This is a genomic window from Pedobacter sp. GW456-11-11-14-TSB4, from assembly GCF_059424425.1.
On the sequence record NZ_JBWKZK010000008.1, the window covers coordinates 1 to 17,239 of the forward strand.

A 17,239-nucleotide genomic window follows, 5' to 3' on the forward strand; every position below is an offset into this window, starting at 1 on the left:
GGTGGCGGATCTGCCAATCCAATAACCTTTGCCAGCTCGAACACAGCTGTTGCGACCATCTCTGGCTCAACGGTTACCATTGTAGGAGCTGGAACGGCTACAATTACAGCTTCACAGGCAGGCAATGCAAATTACAATTCGGCAACTGCTGTAGATCAGCTATTGACGGTTGGCAAGGCAACTGCTACGATTACCCTGAGCGGACTTTCGCAGGGCTATGACGGAACGGCCAAAGCTGTAACCGCTGTTACTGTTCCGGCAGGCCTTTCAGGTGTTTCTGTTACCTATGCTGGCAGTTCTACTGCTCCATCTGCTGCTGGTACCTATGCGGTAGTGGCCAGTCTAACCAATCCGAACTATACCGCTGCTGCTGCAACGGGCAGTCTTGTGATCGGCAGACAGGATCAGACCATCGCCTTCGGCGCTTTGGGCAACAAAACATTTGGCGATGCTCCTTTTGCCCTAACGGCAACAGGTGGCGGATCTGCCAATCCAATAACCTTTGCCAGCTCGAACACAGCTGTTGCGACCATCTCTGGCTCAACGGTTACCATTGTAGGAGCTGGAACGACTACAATTACAGCTTCACAGGCAGGCAATGCAAATTACAATTCGGCAACTGCTGTAGATCAGCTACTGACGGTTGCAAGTCAGGGACAAAACATCACATTTGCTACCCTTAGTGGCAGAACCTATGGTGATGCCCCTGTAACACTTAGTGCTACAGGTGGAGCTTCGGGCAATCCGGTAACGTATGTCAGCTCAAATACTGCTGTTGCCACGATTTCGGGGAACACCTTGACAATTGTTGGCGCGGGAAGTACCAATATCACTGCTAGCCAGTTGGGCAATACAAATTATGGCGCTGCGATAGCAGTTACCCAACCATTGAATGTTGTTCAGAAACCGATTTCTGGAACTTTTGTCGTGGCTGCTAAAAATTACGACGGCAATGTTACCGCAACTATTACCTCACGCTCATTAACAGGCGTATTGACTGCAGACCTAGCCAACGTAACATTATCGGGTGGCACGGCAACATTTGCATCATCTACCGTAGGTGTAGCTAAGTCAGTTTCTGGAACAGGAATGAGCTTAACAGGCAGCAGAGCGAGTAATTATAGTTTGACAGGGGTCACCAATCCAACAGGAGATATTGTTCCTAAGGTACTTACACTAACAGCAGATGCCAAGGCAAAAACATATGGCGATAGCGATCCAGCGTTGACCTATGTAGTTGCTACAGGTGGACTGATCGGTAGCGATGCTGTTACTGGAAACCTGACAAGAAACCCAGGCAATACAGCTGGAAATTATCCGATAACAATCGGCACATTGACAGCTGGAGCAAATTACAACATCAATTATGTTGGTGCCAACTTGGTTATCAACAGGAAGGCATTAATTATAACAGCAGATAACAAAGATAAATTTGTGGGAACGGCTAATCCGGCACTTACCGTAAGCTATTCAGGATTTGTAACTGGAGAAACCTCTAGTGTATTGACTTCTCAACCCGTATTAGCTACCACCGCAGTAACAGCTAGTCCGATAGGTAACTATCCTATTACGGCCAGTGGAGCTGCAAGTACAAATTATGCAATCAGTTATGTTGCCGGAGTATTGAATGTTAGACCTGGTACACCATCGAGCATTAGCTTGGCGGCTATAGCACTGTTAGAGAATCAGCCAGCTGGAACTTCGGCCGGTACTTTCTCTTCGGTTTCGGCAGATCCATCAGCTACATTTACATATACGTTGGTGTCGGGGACAGGATCTACTGACAATGGTTTGTTCACTATTTCGGGCAACCAGTTAAGAACGGCAGGAACTTTGGACTATGAAACTAAAAATAGCTTCAGCGTACTTGTAAGGTCTACAACTCAGTATGGACAATTTTTGGATCAGGTGTTTACCATAAACTTAGGCGATGTGAATGAGGTGCCAACTTTGGCGGCAATCGCAGACCAAACCATTTGTTATACAACTGCTGCTCAGAATATTTCGCTTACAGGTATCTCAGCAGGCCCAGAGACTTCGCAAACTACAACAATTGCAGTAACTAGCAATAACCCTTCACTTTTCCAAAACCTTTCGGTTACTAAGAACGGAACAACTGGAATTTTGAATTATAGTGCTAGGGCAGGTGCATCTGGCACTGCACTAGTTACGGTTACCCTAAGTGACAATGGTGGCACTACAAATGGAGGTGTGGACATAGTGACCAGGACATTTAGGGTTACCATCAATGCACTACCTAACTTAGAGATTGTAAGCGACAAAGGAATTTCGGTGAGCAAAGGCGAGACTCTTAGGTTAACTGCATCTGGAGGAAGTACATATGTTTGGTCTACCGCAGCCGGTATAATTAGTGGGCAAAATACTGCTGTGTTAACTGTACGCCCAAGTGTAAAAACTACCTACACAGTAACAGCAACCAGTACTGCTGGTTGCAGCCAGACTTCGAGTATTACGATCGACGTAGCATCTGACTTTATCAAACTGAATGTCACTAATATAATGAGCCCGAATGGTGATGGGTTTAATGATAAGTGGATTGTTGAGAATATCGACCTTTATCCAAACAATTCTGTGAGGATATTCGACAAATCGGGACGTACAATCTATGAGAAAAAAGGTTATGACAATAGCTGGGAAGGAACACTAAAAGGTGTTGCCTTGGCAGAAGATACGTACTATTACATTATCGACTTCGGGCCAGGTTTTAGAACATTGAAGGGCTTTATTACCATATTAAACAGTAAATAGAAATTACTTAGCGGGTGGCGATTTTAAACCACCCGCTTAAAAAATACACCATGAGATACATGATGAAAAACAAGAAAATTGGGCTAAGGTTTGTTGCCTTTATGCTTTTGGGGTTAACAGGAGGAAGGGTTTCAGCCCAGTTAAATCCGCCCGCGGCGCAATACTATGTGAACCAGTATATCGCCAATCCTGCATTTGCGGGAGCAGTAAAAGGTTCAGCATTTAACGGTAGCTATAGGGCATTGTGGACGAGTATACCTGGTGCACCTGTATCGCAGAACCTGACAGCAGAATATGGTTTTGAGAAAGTAGGCATTGGAATGAGTCTATTTAACGAGAAATCTGGTCTTTTGGGACGAACTCGTGTAGTGGCCACCTATGCTTATCATCTGCCACTTTCAGAAACTCAAACGCTGCACTTCGGAGTATCTGGTGGTTTTATGAACCAACGGTTGGATAACGGGAGCGTTAAGGGTAGCACTGTAGATCCGATGATTGGGATGTACAATACCCGAAAAACCTATATAGATGGTGACCTTGGGGTTGCCTACACCAGCGGCAAACTGACAGCTCAGTTCGCTCTGCCAAATCTGAAAACCCTGTTCGACAGGAATGAGATTGCATTTGCTGATCAGGCTAGTTATTATGCCGCACTATCTTACAGGATTAATATTGGCTCTGGTATGGATGAGGTTGCTGTAGAACCCAAGGCTGCATTGCGTGGTGTAACAGGTAACGATGATGTTTGGGATGCAGGCGTGCAGGTAGGTATTGCAGAACGTCAGGTATTTTTTACTGGAATTTACCACAGCACCGAAAGTTTTACTGCGGGGCTTGGGATGGATTTTAGAAAGAAGTACTTAGTTAGTGCACTCTACACTTCACAGACGGCTAAACTTAACGGTTATGCTAACGGGGGATTTGAGTTGAACCTTCGATTGCTATTGCCAAGGTAGCTGTAAAATTGGATGACTATAATTTAGGGGGTAAAATTGCAAGTTATCGTTTTATTACACTTTTCTTTCCTTAAGCCATTTCATATTATTTTGCGTTTTTACTATAGATGCCATTACCATTGCTCGAGATTTTTGCACAATGGTAATGGCATATTTTATTGGTATAAAGCAAACTCCATTTGTATTGAGGTGAAATCTTTTTTGATATCATCTATATATATTATTCTCTTATAAGGAAAGAGTTTGGGCAAATGCAATTAAATGTAGTGATACATTTGAACATCGAAATAACATTAATTTTGCCGATAACAGCTAGTCAGGTGTGCATATTTTAAACGACAAATAGCAAAAACTATTCGCCCTCTTGTTCAAACTGTTCTTCGATGTATTTGATTTTCGTTTTGCCGTGTGGAGTTGGGTCGCCGTAATCGTTAATATTTACAAAAACAATTTTATCAATTGTTAAAATACTTTTTCGGGTTATTTTATTTCTAACCTCACAACACATGGTGATGGATGTTGTGCCAAAAGCAGTAGCGGTGATACCCATTTCAATAATATCTCCTAATTTGCCCGAGCTAACAAAATTTATTTCAGACATATACTTAGTTACCACCTTTGGGTTTTCTAGTTGGACTATGGCATAAATTGCTGCTTCTTCATCAATCCATTTTAATAAACTACCTCCAAATAATCCTCCATTTGGGTTAAGATCTTCTGGTTTAATCCATTTACGCGTGTGAAAATTCATTTTTTTTGTTTTATGCTAAGTTAAGGATTTGAATTTGCCCGATATTCATATGAATATCAAACTAATTTTTCTCTCGTCTCGAAACACCATTAAATCCAACCACAGAATCTGGAAGTTCTGTTAAATTAATCTCTCTATTTTCGCTTGGTATGAATGTTTTGTAGCTAAATTTTTTGTAATCCTTAACAGGAATATTGATGATGGTGTAGGCTCTTTTTGCAGCAGTGGTATCACCAATTAATTGTCTTGGTCCATCACCTATACAGCCTGTGTTTAAAAACCTTATTCCATTTTCTTTTGCGGGATAATAAGCATGCTGATGCCCGCTTATGTAGAGATCCAAATAATTCTCTTTTAAGAAGGTCGTTATTTTATTTGTTCGTGCTAAAACTTCACCTGGTTTATTTTTACTGGCAACAATGGCATAAATTGGCAGATGGCCCAATAAAATTCTCAGTTTTGCTTTTTTCGCTTTAGCAGAACTTAATTGCTTTTGCATCCAATTAAAAACTTCATCATTAATATTTGCTCCAGCAGCATCCCAACTGATAAAAAACACATCGTTTTTAACATAACTATAATAAAATGGATAATTGGCTTGGTCAGCAAAAGCTAAGTTTAAATCATCTCTGTTTTTTAACCAAAATTGTTTCGCTGTATTTCTATCTTTCAAAAAATTAGGTGACGCATCATGATTGCCAACTGTAAAACCAAAAGGAATTTTCATCGCTTTTATTGGTGAAAGAATTTGCTGGTCAAAACTCATCCACATACTGTCTAAGTTTTGTTGTGTTAAAGTAGCTTTCTGACCAGCAACCATATCTCCTGCACATAATATCATATCAGGTTTAATTGCTTTTAACTCGTTTAATGTTGCGGCAACATCTGGGTTATAGCTTGTAGCACCATAACCTGCATTTAAATCACTAATTACAGCAATTTTAAAATATTTACCTTTCTCCGTTTTTGAGATTGGTTTTGAATCTCCCAGCAATGATATTGAGGCAATTAATAAACCAATCGGGAAAGCAAAAGACAATAATCTTAAATTCATTATTTTAGTGCATTCAAATAATCTTGTGTTTGTTTCTCAACCGCTAAAGTTGCTACTTTTATGGTAGATCCGACTCTAGTTGTTTTAGGCTCAACTGCCATGCTATTAATTGTGGCTAAAGCATCAACATAATATTTACCCCAAACTTCTATAATGTGTTTTTCATCTTTTAAAGGTTTGCCATCAGCTATTGCTTTTTTGCTCAATTCGAACTCTGTATTAAGGCGTTTTAATGCATCGCTTTTAACCTGATTTACTGTCGTAGATGCAGTGTTTTCATCTGCTGTTATTAAAGTATAAGCAGCCGTTAATGCACTTACGCCAACATTTTTCATAGTTGTTGGGCTAACCTTATCAATTCTATCATTATCTGTATGATAAAAAACATCTGTAAAATGCCACATCAATAAACCCGGAATTTGGTTTTTTAAAAATGGCGTATGGTCGCTACCTCCTTCAAACGGATTAAAATTTACAGTCCAGTTGGCAAATTTGCCTTGCGTTTTACAAATGTTCATGATAAAATCATTGTAATAATGCGGAAAAAGATCCTTTTCACTCACATCACCTGCGCCCCATTCGCTATGTTTATCTTCGCCTCTGGTCCAAATTGCAGAAGGATCAGGCATTTTTTCTATTAAAAACGTTCCTCCAGTTTTTTTGGTGTCTTCGCCAACCATATCTAAACTCATTCCCCATAAAATACCTGTAGCTCTTTCTTTATCATCGCTAATGTACCTTCCGGTACTTACAATTTCATCTCCCCATAAAAAAGTTAAAGTACGTTTAGGTTTTAATTTACCAGTTGTTACCAAGTTAGCTGTAACTCTAGCCATTTCTGCTAATGTGCCTACACCTGTAGCATTGTCGTTTGCACCCGGCTCTTGCACATGCGCACTGTACACAAAACGTTCATTGGGTTTTACATTTCCTTTAACATTAGCAACAATGGTTAACTCTTCTGCTTGGTAAATTTTGGTTTCGATATTAACTTTTAATTCAACTTTTCCTTTTAGGCAAGCATCCTTTAACTTTTCTTTAACCGCGTAAGATAGTAGCAGAGACCAAATGCCTGCATTGGGTTGCATTGAGCTAAATGAGATAGAAGTTTGATGTATTTCTGGTTGATTATATTTTGGCAACGAATAACCCATCACGCCAATTGCACCTTCTTTTGCGGCAACGGTAAGTAACCTGCCAGCTGCATTTTCTACAAAAACTATTTTCCCTTTTAGGTCTTTTCCCTCTAAATCTGCTGCAGTTCCTTTGCCTACAAAAACAACTTCTGCAGTAACACCACCCGCTGTTGTAGATGGGCAATTGATTGGGATCATATTGCGGTTGGTTTTGTAGGTTATTAATGGCAAGGTTTCGCCAACAATAGTTACACTTGCATCAACAGGTTCCCAAGTGTTGCGTTTCATTGGGCGTTTTTCAATTCGGTAGGTTAACGGCGCTTCAAATTCATTGGCTTTTTCGGCAACGTAACCTGCTTTCTTTAAAATGTCTTCCACATAGTGGATGCTGGCATTAAAACCTGTATTACCTGGTACGCGAAAATATTTTTCTACAAAAGCGGTGGTTGCAAATGCATTTTCTTGATTAAAATTAGTTCTGGTAAGTTTAAAATAATTATCAATTTGCGATTGCGAGAAACTCTGATTTGATAATAATATAAAGGCAAAAATTAAAATTCTTTTCATGTGCTGATTAAAAATGGGAAGTTAGCAAGATATCAGCAATAATTATAAGTTAGCATCATAATTCTTCAATTGGCTTACCATTTGCGTAAATAGGTGTGCACACCTGATGAAAATTATCGATTTAAATTGGTAAAAAACCGGGTGGGATGTTTAAGAAAAAAATAAGAAGAGCAACAGGAGTGTAGATAATATTATCGCAAATTTCCCTTAGCTCTTTCTTCACGCAACAGTTTTGCTAAATCAATTTTTGGGTTGCTTAAAATGATAATTCTTGTGCCGTTTTCTCTAGCAAATTGATTTTCTATTTTGGCTACTTCGTTTATATTTTCAAAGAGCGATAGGTCTCTTTTATTGCCTAAATTTTTAGCTGTTTTTACTCTTATTACCGTTTTAATTGCATCATCTAAGTTTACCCATTTGTCATAATCGGTATTGAAGCAATCTGCTTTTAAGCCACTTGTTTTAGTGTAGTAATTGATGGCTCCGGCTTGTCCGTAATTATCACAAATGATTAAAGTATTGGCTTTATCTGTTAGGCTATTGTAAACCGAATCTGTTTTAGAAGCTAATTCTCTCCAGCCCAACATGTCTGCAAAATCTTGAGATATGGGATGCTTTTTTCCATCTTCCCAGGTATGACTGCTAAAAGGCAGGTTTTGCTGAGCAAACTGAGCGTATTTTTCTGGTGTGTAAATTGGCAAGGCTACTTCAATTAATGGATAGGTGAAGAGCAAAATGATAACAATAGCTACATATCTGAAGTAAAATTTCCAATCTTTTTGAAGCAATTCGCTCAGGTAAACTGAACCAAAAGCAAATAGAATAGGGTATAAGCCAATTGCGTAATAAGCTTTTGCTTTTAGTAATAGAAAAATGATGATGGTAAAAATATAGGTGTAAAAGAATAACCTCAATGGTTTGAAAGGAGTGTGTCTGAAAAATGAAATGAAAGCTGCAATTAAAATAAATATCGACCCGATAAAAAATAGAATTTGCTCTTTTAAAAAGTCAAATCTACTCACATGAATGAGTTGGGTTTCGGCCAGTTCTTTCATGTGTTTTAAAACTGGAAAATCGTTCTCAATTTGCCAGATGATATTCGGACTAATTATAGCGAGAGCCAGAACTACACTAAAGTAAAACTCTGGTTTGATAAATATTTTTTTCTGGTGAGAAATTAATATTGAAGGTATCAATCCTAAAATACAGATGGTGATGTTGTATTTATTCAAAAATCCGATCGCAAAGCTGAGTGCTAAAAAATAAAGCCATTTAGCTTTTTCTGTTTGCAGGTAACGAAGTAAAGTATAATAAACCAATGTCCAACATAAAACATCTAGAGAGTTAGGTTGGTACAAAATATTTAGCCTTAATAAAACTGAGCAAAGTAAGCCAGTAGCAGCTAAAATGCAGGCAAATAGGCTGCCTTTTAAGCATTCAACAGTTTTCCAAACGACTACAATAGTTAGCGCACCAAATAAAGCAGGAAAAAACTTAACCCAAAATATTGAATTTCCTAATTGTAAAATTAACCACGATATCCATGAAGTGACTGGAGGGACTGAATGAAAACCCCAAGCCAAATGTTTGGCTTGGTCTAAGTGCAGAAATTCATCACGATGTAGTTCATATACTGGATTTACGAGAAAATACTGTAAAACCATTTTTATGATCACAAAAAGAAATAAAATGAGGGTTCCTTTTTTCACATCGCGACTTGATTGTTATCTTTTACCAGCTCTTTTCTCTAATTCTTCAATTGGCATGTTCATCATTCTACCTACAGGATCTTTTCCTCGGTAAGTAATTACCTTTAAAACTTTAGCATCAATGGGTGGTACAAGTGGGGTAGTGTATTTAGGGTAAAAGCGATCTGGAAATGAATTATCAAAACTGTAATAAATATCTAAACCCTCAACTTCTGTAGTCAGCGTAACCAATAAGTTTCTATCCGCACTGCGTTTTACTGCAAAAATAGGATCGTAAACACTTGGCGCATATTTGGTTTCTGCTACATCCAAACGTTTAAAATGTTGCTCAGTACGTGCAAAAAAGTTAGTCCAGTTTTTCTTTTCTTTAGGGCTCCAAACCGATTCGGCGATAGCAAAACCACGTGGCCAAGTCATGTACTCTGCTTGGCGTATGTTATAAATTTGCTCTGTCCACAGGTTCGCTTGTCCGCCTTTAATAAATTTTGGGTCAACACCTGCCGGGATAGGATCAAACTCGTAAGATTTGCTTAAACGCAATGATGCATAAACTTTAGGCTCTGTGATGGCGTCTGCCTGCATGTAATCTATGTACGCATATTGGGTAGGGCTCATTACTACTTCATGGCCAGCTAATGCCGCTTCTTTGCCGTATTTCATATCTCTCCAACTCATAACCGCAGCATTTTGAGAAACACCACCTTCTAAAACTTCATCCCAGGCCATAAATTTTTTACCTTTAGCCGTAATAATTTGTTCTACCCTTTTGGTAAAATAAGCTTGCACTTGTGGAATGGTTTTTAAGCCTTCGCGTTTCATCAGTTCTTTGATCTGGTCATTTTTCTCCCAATAATTACGTGCCACTTCATCGCCACCTACATGGATGTAAGGAAATGGAAATAACTGTGCAATTTGTGAAAATACAGTATCTAAAAATACGTAAACCTTTTCGTTAGCCGGACAAAGTGTATTGTCTACCAAACCTAGAGGAGGTGCGCCACGGCTCCAATCCATAATTTTTTCGCCGCTGCGTACTTTGTAATTTATCGCTTCTGGCGTGCATGATAACTCTGGGTATGAGGCAATTGCCGCTAAGCTATGTCCAGGAACATCAATTTCTGGCATAATATCTACAAAACGCTCTTTGGCATAGGTAACCAATTCTTTAATATCTTCTTGTGTATAAAAACCGCCATAATTGCGTGGTTCATCAGCTTTTGGAGGAATAAAATCACCAAATGTGCCAACTCTTTTTACGTTCCAAGCACCAACTTCGGTTAATTTTGGTAAACCTTTAATTTCAATTCTCCAACCTTCATCATCAGATAAGTGCAAGTGTAAAAGATTGTACTTATAGCGAACCATTGCATCTATATATTGCTTCACTTCTTCTTTGGTAAAAAAGTGTCTGGCCACATCAAACATTAAACCACGCCAGCCTAAACGAGGATAATCTACAATATCAACACATGGAGCAATCCATTTTGTGTTATTGATTTCCTCTTTACTTTCAATTTCTTTAGGTAACAATTGCATCAGCGTTTGTACACCATAAAAAACACCAGCAGGTTTATTTGCTCTAATTGTAATTTGTTTTAAGCCCACATTTAAATGATAGCCTTCGTTGCCTAATGTGGTATCTTCTGTATCGTTTAAAATCAATTTTATAGTGACATTTGCTATTGGCGGATTTACGACGCTAACAAAATATCCCGTTGGTACGGTTAAACGCTGCTGTAAAAATGCAACAGTTTGTTTAAGCTCTGGTGATTTGCCAACTTGGATGGTTATATTTTGTGGAAGGGTGAAGTGACCGGCTTGTTTAACCAATTTTACCGGTTCTGGTATAATGGCAATCGGGTTAGTAGCTATAGGTTCGTTGTTAGCAAAGGTTTCGCTATTGTCATCAATGGTTTGAGCAGAAAGAGTAAAACTCAATAAAATAAACGGAAGTATGCGGAAGATATATTTCATCAAAAAGGGATTGGTTAAAAAATATTTGGATGCAATTTAAATAAAATCTTTTGTGATTGAGACTTTGGGAGAATCTCTTTTAAGGATTTTAGGTTCGCGAGGATTGGCAATTTTGCTTATTAAATATGGAGCGGTTTTCTAATGGCATACACAACTTCATCATAAAAAGTTCCGTTTTTATATAAGGTTTCTTTAAACTCTGCCTCTAGGTTAAAGCCTGCTTTTTCTAAAACACGTTGAGATTTTAGATTAGTATCGTATGTTGAAGCATAAATTCTGGTGATATCAAAAGTTTTGAAACCATAATTAACCATTAATTTTACAGCTTCGGGTACAATTCCATTTCCCCAAAATTCTTCTCCAATCCAATAACCGATTTCTGCATTTTTACAATGGATATCTGTTTTCGGGTGTACACCAATTGAACCAACAGCTTCATTATTTATAGTTATTGCAAAAATTTCTGAGGGTGTTGCCGACAAAGCTAAATTGATAAAAGCAATGCCATGATCTGTTGTGTAAGGATAAGCAAATTTGTTGCTTAGATTTTTGGCAATATTATAATTGTTAGCATGTTTTACCAAGCTACTTAAATCTGTAGATTGGAAGGGGCGAAGTTCAAATTGCATAATTTCGTTATTAAACAAGATTTGTCATTCAGAGCATAGCGAAGAATCTATTTTTGAGAATTTAGCAAAGAGATTCCTCCGAAGTCGGAATGACAAACTCTCTATTTTATTTCAAAGTATCCAAAACTCTAAATAGTTTTTTGCTAATACCCGAGCCGCTGTAGTTGTTGATATTAATTACGGCGATGTATTTTTGTCCTTTGCTTGCGGTATAATAGCCAGCATAGGCAGAAACATCATTAATACTCCCGCTTTTAAGTTTCATGCCATTGTTTTCTGGTAATGAATCATAAAAAGGAGCAAACCAATTTTCTTTTTGAGCCTGAAATAAAATATTAGCCATGGCAGAAGTAGTTACTCTGGTTCCTGGAGATAACCCGCTTCCATCAAGAATATTCAATGCATTTTTATCAATTCCCTTAGTAGCCCAATAGTTAATAACAGCTGCAGCACCACCTTTTGTTGATGGTGTTTTACCCGTTTTCCAGGCGATGGTTTTAAGCAACTGCTCGCCATAAAGATTTACACTTTTTTTGTTGAACCAATATACAATTTCACTTAAATCTGGAGAACTTGTTGTAGCTAATTTTTGTGTTATTGCAGGTAAACTTTGGTTGGCTAAGCTCATTTTTCTAATTGTTGTAGCCGTTTTACCTACCGGAATATTTATTCTCGATAAAGTATCTTGTAAACGGTAAGCGGCATCATAAGCTGGATCTGGTAAGGCTAATGAGATGCCTGATTTACCAATTCCCATTCCCCATGAGCCTCTTAAATAAGCCAAATCACCGTATGGAGGTAAAAAACCGTAAGCATTATCGCCTGAGCCTGATGAGCCCGTTTTAAGTTCGTTAACCACTTTGATGTAAGGCATTGCTGGAACAAAATTTTGAACAACAACTGCAGATCCGGTACTGCTACCTGGCTTTAACTTCACATCGAATTGATTTTCACGCCATGAGAGTGAAGATCCGCCAGCGCCATAATAATTTCCCATATCTTGCCAAATCCAACCTTCGGGCATGGTTTGAGTGCCGAATAAACTATCATCGCCAATAACAGAGCCCGTAATTTTTTTAATTCCTGCAGCTTTAATTGCACTAACCCAACTGTTTAAAACCACATTTTCTTTAGTTTGCTCATAACGCCATGATCCTAAAGTTGGGTCTCCACTTCCAACAATAATTATATCGCCTTCTAAAGTTCCTTCACTATCAATTTTACCACTATAAGCCAAAGTAGTTTGATATTTAAAATCTTTACCCAAAATGCTAAAAGCAGTTGCTGCTGTTATGGTTTTTAAGGTAGATGCTGTTGCCAAGCCGATATTTTCATTTTTAGCAAAAACTACTTTTCCGTTTTGCGCATCTAAAACACAAAGTGATGTAATGGCATATTTCGCCTGTTCATCGTTTGCTAAATTTTGAAAAGCTTGTTCAATTTTGGCAATTGGATATTGGGCGAAGCAAACTGTAGAAAGTGCAATTAAAATTAGGGATAGTTTAAGTGTTTTCATCGGACAGTAAAATAGAGGAATAGTTTTTTCTAATTTTTAGATTAGGAATTATTGTTAAACAAAAAAAGTGATGTGTTTGAGGCATCACTTTTATTATAAGATAGTTTATGACTACGATCTAAACCAATTCTTTTCTCACCAAATATTCGGCAATTTGTACTGCGTTAGTTGCGGCACCTTTACGTAAATTATCGGCAACAATCCACATGTTCAACGTATTTGGCATCGATTCGTCTCTACGTATGCGACCAACAAAAACTTCGTCTTTTTCATGTGCATCTTTTGGCATTGGGTATTTATTGTTGGCAATATCGTCAACTACAATAATTCCTTCTGTTTTTTCTAATAATGAGGTTACTTCAGTCACATCAAAATCGTTTTCAAATTCTATGTTTACTGATTCAGAGTGACCACCCATTACCGGAATACGAACAGTTGTTGCAGTTAAACGAATACTATTATCGCCCATAATTTTACGGGTTTCATTAATCATTTTCATTTCCTCTTTGGTGTATCCATTTTCGGTAAATACATCAATTTGAGGAATAACATTTAAATCAATTTGATAAGCATAAGCCATTTCTCCATCATAAACGCCATTACGTTCGTTCATCATTTGATCAACCGCTTTTACACCTGTACCTGTAACCGATTGATAAGTAGAAACAACAACACGTTTAATTTTATATTTATCGTGCAAAGGTTTTAAAGCTACAACCATTTGAATGGTAGAGCAATTTGGATTAGCAATAATTTTATCATCAAGTGATAAAATGTTTGCATTAACCTCTGGCACAACCAACGGGATTTTTGGATCCATTCTCCATGCAGATGAATTATCGATCACTGTTGTGCCTGCCTCTTTAAAGCGTGGAGCATGTTCTAATGAAGTACTACCACCAGCAGAAAATAGAGCAATATCAGGGCGCATTCCAATCGCAGTATCCATGCTAACGATTGGGAACTGTTTACCCTTAAACGTAATTAACTTACCAACACTCTTTTCTGAAGCAACTGGGATTAATTCTGTTAGCGGGAAATTTCTCTCCTCCAATACTTTTAACATTACAGTACCTACAAGTCCTGTGGCACCTACTACTGCAACTTTCATTTTTCTGTTTTTTTAATTATATTTAGTTAATTCTTAATATCTACCAAATATGAGAAAAACTTTACTTTTTTTTATGCTCCTGAGTGTTAAACTTACATTCGGTCAATTATCTGATGACTTTAGTGATGGTAATTTTACCGCTAATCCAGTTTGGGTTGGTCAAACTACACAATTTAACATCAATGCCAATAAGCAGATTCAAAGTTCGTTAAGTACTAATGCTCAAATTGTTAGCCTAAGTACATCTAGTTTTTTAGCACTTAATACGCAATGGGATTTTTTTGTGCAAATGAATTTTGATCCCTCATCTAGCAACCAAGCAAGAATTTATTTAATTGCTGATAAACAGGATTTAAGTGCATCATTAAACGGATATTTTATCCAAATTGGAGAAAGCGGCAGTACAGATAGCTATGATTTGTACAGGCAAACCGGTTTAACGGTTACAAAAATAATTGATGGTGCAGCAAAAAGCAGAGCAGATGTAAATTTATTAAAAGCCAAAGTAAGGGTAACCAGAAACGAAGATGGTAAATGGGAACTTTTTACCGATATTAATGCTAATGGCACGTTTGTTTTAGAAGGCAGCGTTACCGATTTAACCTACATTAATACAGATTGGTTTGGTGTTAGGTGCGATTATACAGCAACCCGTTCAACAGGTTTTATTTTCGATGATTTTGAAGTTAAGGAATTAATACCAGATGTAAAACCGCCAGCTTTGCTTAGTGCAAAAACGATTGATGAATTTAATATCGAAGTGGTTTTTTCTGAAAGATTAAGGTCTACATCCGCCTTGATGGCGAGTAATTACAATGTAAGCAATTTAGGGAGCCCAAATAGTGTAGCCACTACGGCTGCTGCAAACACTTATAAATTAACTTTTACATCGGCATTGCCAACTGGCGAATATAAGTTAACCGTAAACAATGTGAGTGATATAAAAGGCAATATAATAACAACCAATGCCAACACTGCAAACTTTTTTTACCTTAAACCTTACATCCTAAAAAAGGGTGATATTTTAATAAGTGAAATTTTAGCCAATCCTAAAACTGGAGGTGTAGATTTTGTAGAGATTTATAACAATACGAACCAGATACTAGATTTAAAAGATTTACAATTGGCTAATTCTGATGCAAATGGTGTACCAGCAAATATAAAAAATGTAACTCTTAATTCGGTCTACATGCCAGCAAAATCATACTGGGTTTTAACAGCTAATCCGACAGTTGTAAAGGGTCATTATGAAGCAAAATTTCCTAATCAATTTGTGCAAATGAGTAGCTTGCCATCTTTTAATAACGATAAAGGCACTGTTGTACTTTTGACAAATAATGAAGTTTTAGAGCAATTTAATTATGCTGAAGATATGCACATTAAATTATTGCAAGATGGAGATGGTGTATCGCTAGAGCGGATATCATTTAAAGAAGATGCGAATGCGGTTGGTAACTTTAAATCTGCCGCACAATCTGTAGGTTTTGCAACACCAACAGCTAAAAATTCACAAGAGTTTGATAGTTCGATCACAAAAAGTAAGGTTTCTATATCAAACAAAGTATTTTCTCCAGATAATGATGGCTTTGAAGATGTGTTGAAAATTGAGTACGACTTTGTAAGTAATGGTTATGTGGCTACTGTGAATATTTATACGGATAGGGGAGTTTTGGTAAAAAATTTACAGCGAAATACCACCATTGCAAGCAATGGATATTTTACTTGGGACGGCCTTAATGATGCAGGTATAAAAAGTAATATTGGTATTTATGTAATTAAGTTTGACGCTTTTACAGCAAGTGGAAAAATAGAGAGTTTTAAACAGACGTGTGTTTTGGCAGCTAAGCTGAATTAAAAAATCAAAAAACAATTTTATTTAAGCCTTGTTATTTTTAAAACTTTAAAACTATGAAATACGGAAGATTAATATCGAAATTAACAAAGAGATCTAATAACAACGGATACGTTGCAGTTGCTTTGGTAGCTGGTTTAGCTGCAGGTGCTATTTTGAGTATTTTATTTGCTCCAGAAAGTGGCGAAGATACGCGAAGAGTAATTAGAGATAAGGCAAAAGGCCTAGGAGATAATGCAAAAGACAAGTTTAATGCGCTTAGAAATAAATTAAGTGGTAATGATTTTGAAGAGCATGATGATGATGTGGCCCCTGAAGTTCCACACTTTGTAAATAAAGTGCCTAAAAAGCGAAAATCAGATATAAAAGATATTATTCATGAAGCGCATGTTGAAAGTCAGAACACTGAGCAATCTATAAGCTAAAAAGCAAATTTAAATCCTATTTTTATAGGATTTTTTTGTTTTATGGCATTTCTATTTTCTAAAATATTTTCGTTTTTAATTAAACCATTGGTGTGGATTTGCTTGATATTGATTATAGCTTATTTTACCAAAAGTGCGACTAAAAGAAAACGTTTTTTGCTAGTTGGTATAGGGTTGCTTTTAGTATTCTCAAACTCTTACTTGGTAGGCAAATGTTTTAATGCTTATGAAGCCCAATACCCAACCATAAAAAAGTATGAAGTTGGGATCGTTTTAGGTGGCTTTTCAAATATCAACAAAAGAAACGGCGAGGTAGCTTTTGGTTTTACTGCAGATAGACTTTTGCAGGCTATCAATCTGTATCAAAAAGGAATAATTAAAAAAATATTAATTACCAGTGGCAGTGGAAATTTGGTTCATACAGAAATAAAAGAAGCTGATCTTATTAAAAAATATTTAGCTGATTTGAAATTGCCAGATTCTGTTGTTTTGATTGAAAATCAAAGTAGAAATACGGTTGAAAATGCTAAATTTAGTAGTGCCTTACTAAAAGCAACCGATAAAAGTGCTTCTATTTTAGTAATTACTAGCGCTTGGCATATACCAAGAGCAAAACTAAGTTTCGATAAATATTTTAAGGATAGAGCTGAATATTATCCGACAAATCATATTGGTAAAGTTGAATATGACTTGTCGGATTTTATTATACCAAGTGCCGAAGCAATGAGTAACTGGAACCTACTTATTAAAGAGTGGATAGGTTTGGTTGTTGACAGGTTTAGAAGTTAAC

General features: G+C 37.2%; 13 protein-coding genes. 5 read left to right on the forward strand and 8 right to left on the reverse strand.

Annotated features, from left to right (window positions below; translation table 11 throughout):
* Together AC07XU_RS17665 and AC07XU_RS17670 are read left to right on the forward strand one after the other, a co-directional pair.
* Positions 1-2,769 (forward strand): MBG domain-containing protein (locus tag AC07XU_RS17665; RefSeq protein ID WP_494944956.1); only part of this gene is annotated, 2,769 nt, incomplete at its 5' end.
* Between the two features lie 50 nt (positions 2,770-2,819).
* Positions 2,820-3,725, forward strand: coding sequence for a PorP/SprF family type IX secretion system membrane protein (locus tag AC07XU_RS17670; RefSeq protein WP_494944957.1), 906 nt, complete (start codon positions 2,820-2,822; stop codon positions 3,723-3,725).
* 352 nt (positions 3,726-4,077) lie between these two features.
* On the opposite strand, the gene AC07XU_RS17675 is transcribed toward AC07XU_RS17670, so the two are convergent.
* The 8 genes from AC07XU_RS17675 to AC07XU_RS17710 form a co-directional block, all read right to left on the reverse strand.
* Positions 4,078-4,476 (reverse strand): acyl-CoA thioesterase, encoded by a 399-nt coding sequence (locus tag AC07XU_RS17675; protein ID WP_494944958.1) that lies wholly within the window; start codon positions 4,474-4,476, stop codon positions 4,078-4,080.
* 61 nt (positions 4,477-4,537) lie between these two features.
* A complete protein-coding gene (locus AC07XU_RS17680) occupies positions 4,538-5,530 on the reverse strand; it encodes a metallophosphoesterase family protein (RefSeq protein WP_494944959.1) in 993 nt (330 codons plus the stop codon).
* On the reverse strand, positions 5,530-7,233 hold the full coding sequence (locus tag AC07XU_RS17685; protein ID WP_494944960.1) for a M28 family peptidase: 1,704 nt from the start codon (positions 7,231-7,233) through the stop codon (positions 5,530-5,532). The genes AC07XU_RS17680 and AC07XU_RS17685 overlap by 1 nt, the downstream gene beginning before the upstream one ends.
* Before the next feature lie 191 nt (positions 7,234-7,424).
* Positions 7,425-8,942, reverse strand: coding sequence for a glycosyltransferase family 39 protein (locus tag AC07XU_RS17690; RefSeq protein ID WP_494944961.1), 1,518 nt, complete (start codon positions 8,940-8,942; stop codon positions 7,425-7,427).
* Positions 8,943-8,957: 15 nt separating this feature from the next.
* Positions 8,958-10,916 (reverse strand): beta-N-acetylhexosaminidase, encoded by a 1,959-nt coding sequence (locus AC07XU_RS17695; RefSeq protein ID WP_494944962.1) that lies wholly within the window; start codon positions 10,914-10,916, stop codon positions 8,958-8,960.
* A 119-nt stretch (positions 10,917-11,035) separates the two neighbouring features.
* The gene (locus AC07XU_RS17700) at positions 11,036-11,545 is read right to left on the reverse strand and encodes a GNAT family N-acetyltransferase (protein ID WP_494944963.1); all 510 of its coding nucleotides are present in this window, start codon (positions 11,543-11,545) and stop codon (positions 11,036-11,038) included.
* 106 nt (positions 11,546-11,651) lie between these two features.
* Entirely contained in the window at positions 11,652-13,061 is a 1,410-nt protein-coding gene (dacB, locus tag AC07XU_RS17705; RefSeq protein WP_494944964.1) for a D-alanyl-D-alanine carboxypeptidase/D-alanyl-D-alanine endopeptidase, read from the reverse strand.
* 118 nt (positions 13,062-13,179) lie between these two features.
* On the reverse strand, positions 13,180-14,172 hold the full coding sequence (locus tag AC07XU_RS17710; protein WP_494944965.1) for an aspartate-semialdehyde dehydrogenase: 993 nt from the start codon (positions 14,170-14,172) through the stop codon (positions 13,180-13,182).
* A gap of 49 nt (positions 14,173-14,221) precedes the next feature.
* Here AC07XU_RS17710 and AC07XU_RS17715 point away from each other — a divergent pair, with 49 nt between their 5' ends.
* Genes AC07XU_RS17715 through AC07XU_RS17725 form a run of 3 tightly spaced genes read left to right on the forward strand, consistent with a single transcriptional unit; the run spans position 14,222 to position 17,238 of the window.
* Positions 14,222-16,027, forward strand: coding sequence for a lamin tail domain-containing protein (locus tag AC07XU_RS17715; protein WP_494944966.1), 1,806 nt, complete (start codon positions 14,222-14,224; stop codon positions 16,025-16,027).
* A gap of 53 nt (positions 16,028-16,080) precedes the next feature.
* The gene (locus AC07XU_RS17720) at positions 16,081-16,449 is read left to right on the forward strand and encodes a YtxH domain-containing protein (RefSeq protein ID WP_494944967.1); all 369 of its coding nucleotides are present in this window, start codon (positions 16,081-16,083) and stop codon (positions 16,447-16,449) included.
* 42 nt (positions 16,450-16,491) lie between these two features.
* Entirely contained in the window at positions 16,492-17,238 is a 747-nt protein-coding gene (locus AC07XU_RS17725; protein ID WP_494944968.1) for a YdcF family protein, read from the forward strand.
* Position 17,239 lies beyond the last annotated feature (1 nt).

Coding starts and splice junctions, on each gene's coding strand:
- AC07XU_RS17710 (WP_494944965.1), bottom strand. CDS start 14,172: ATGAAAGTTGCAGTAGTAGGTGCCACAGGACTTGTAGGTACTGTAATG.
- AC07XU_RS17725 (WP_494944968.1), top strand. CDS start 16,492: ATGGCATTTCTATTTTCTAAAATATTTTCGTTTTTAATTAAACCATTG.
- AC07XU_RS17695 (WP_494944962.1), bottom strand. CDS start 10,916: ATGAAATATATCTTCCGCATACTTCCGTTTATTTTATTGAGTTTTACT.
- AC07XU_RS17700 (WP_494944963.1), bottom strand. CDS start 11,545: ATGCAATTTGAACTTCGCCCCTTCCAATCTACAGATTTAAGTAGCTTG.
- AC07XU_RS17720 (WP_494944967.1), top strand. CDS start 16,081: ATGAAATACGGAAGATTAATATCGAAATTAACAAAGAGATCTAATAAC.
- AC07XU_RS17675 (WP_494944958.1), bottom strand. CDS start 4,476: ATGAATTTTCACACGCGTAAATGGATTAAACCAGAAGATCTTAACCCA.
- AC07XU_RS17680 (WP_494944959.1), bottom strand. CDS start 5,530: ATGAATTTAAGATTATTGTCTTTTGCTTTCCCGATTGGTTTATTAATT.
- AC07XU_RS17670 (WP_494944957.1), top strand. CDS start 2,820: ATGAGATACATGATGAAAAACAAGAAAATTGGGCTAAGGTTTGTTGCC.
- AC07XU_RS17685 (WP_494944960.1), bottom strand. CDS start 7,233: ATGAAAAGAATTTTAATTTTTGCCTTTATATTATTATCAAATCAGAGT.
- dacB (WP_494944964.1), bottom strand. CDS start 13,061: ATGAAAACACTTAAACTATCCCTAATTTTAATTGCACTTTCTACAGTT.
- AC07XU_RS17715 (WP_494944966.1), top strand. CDS start 14,222: ATGAGAAAAACTTTACTTTTTTTTATGCTCCTGAGTGTTAAACTTACA.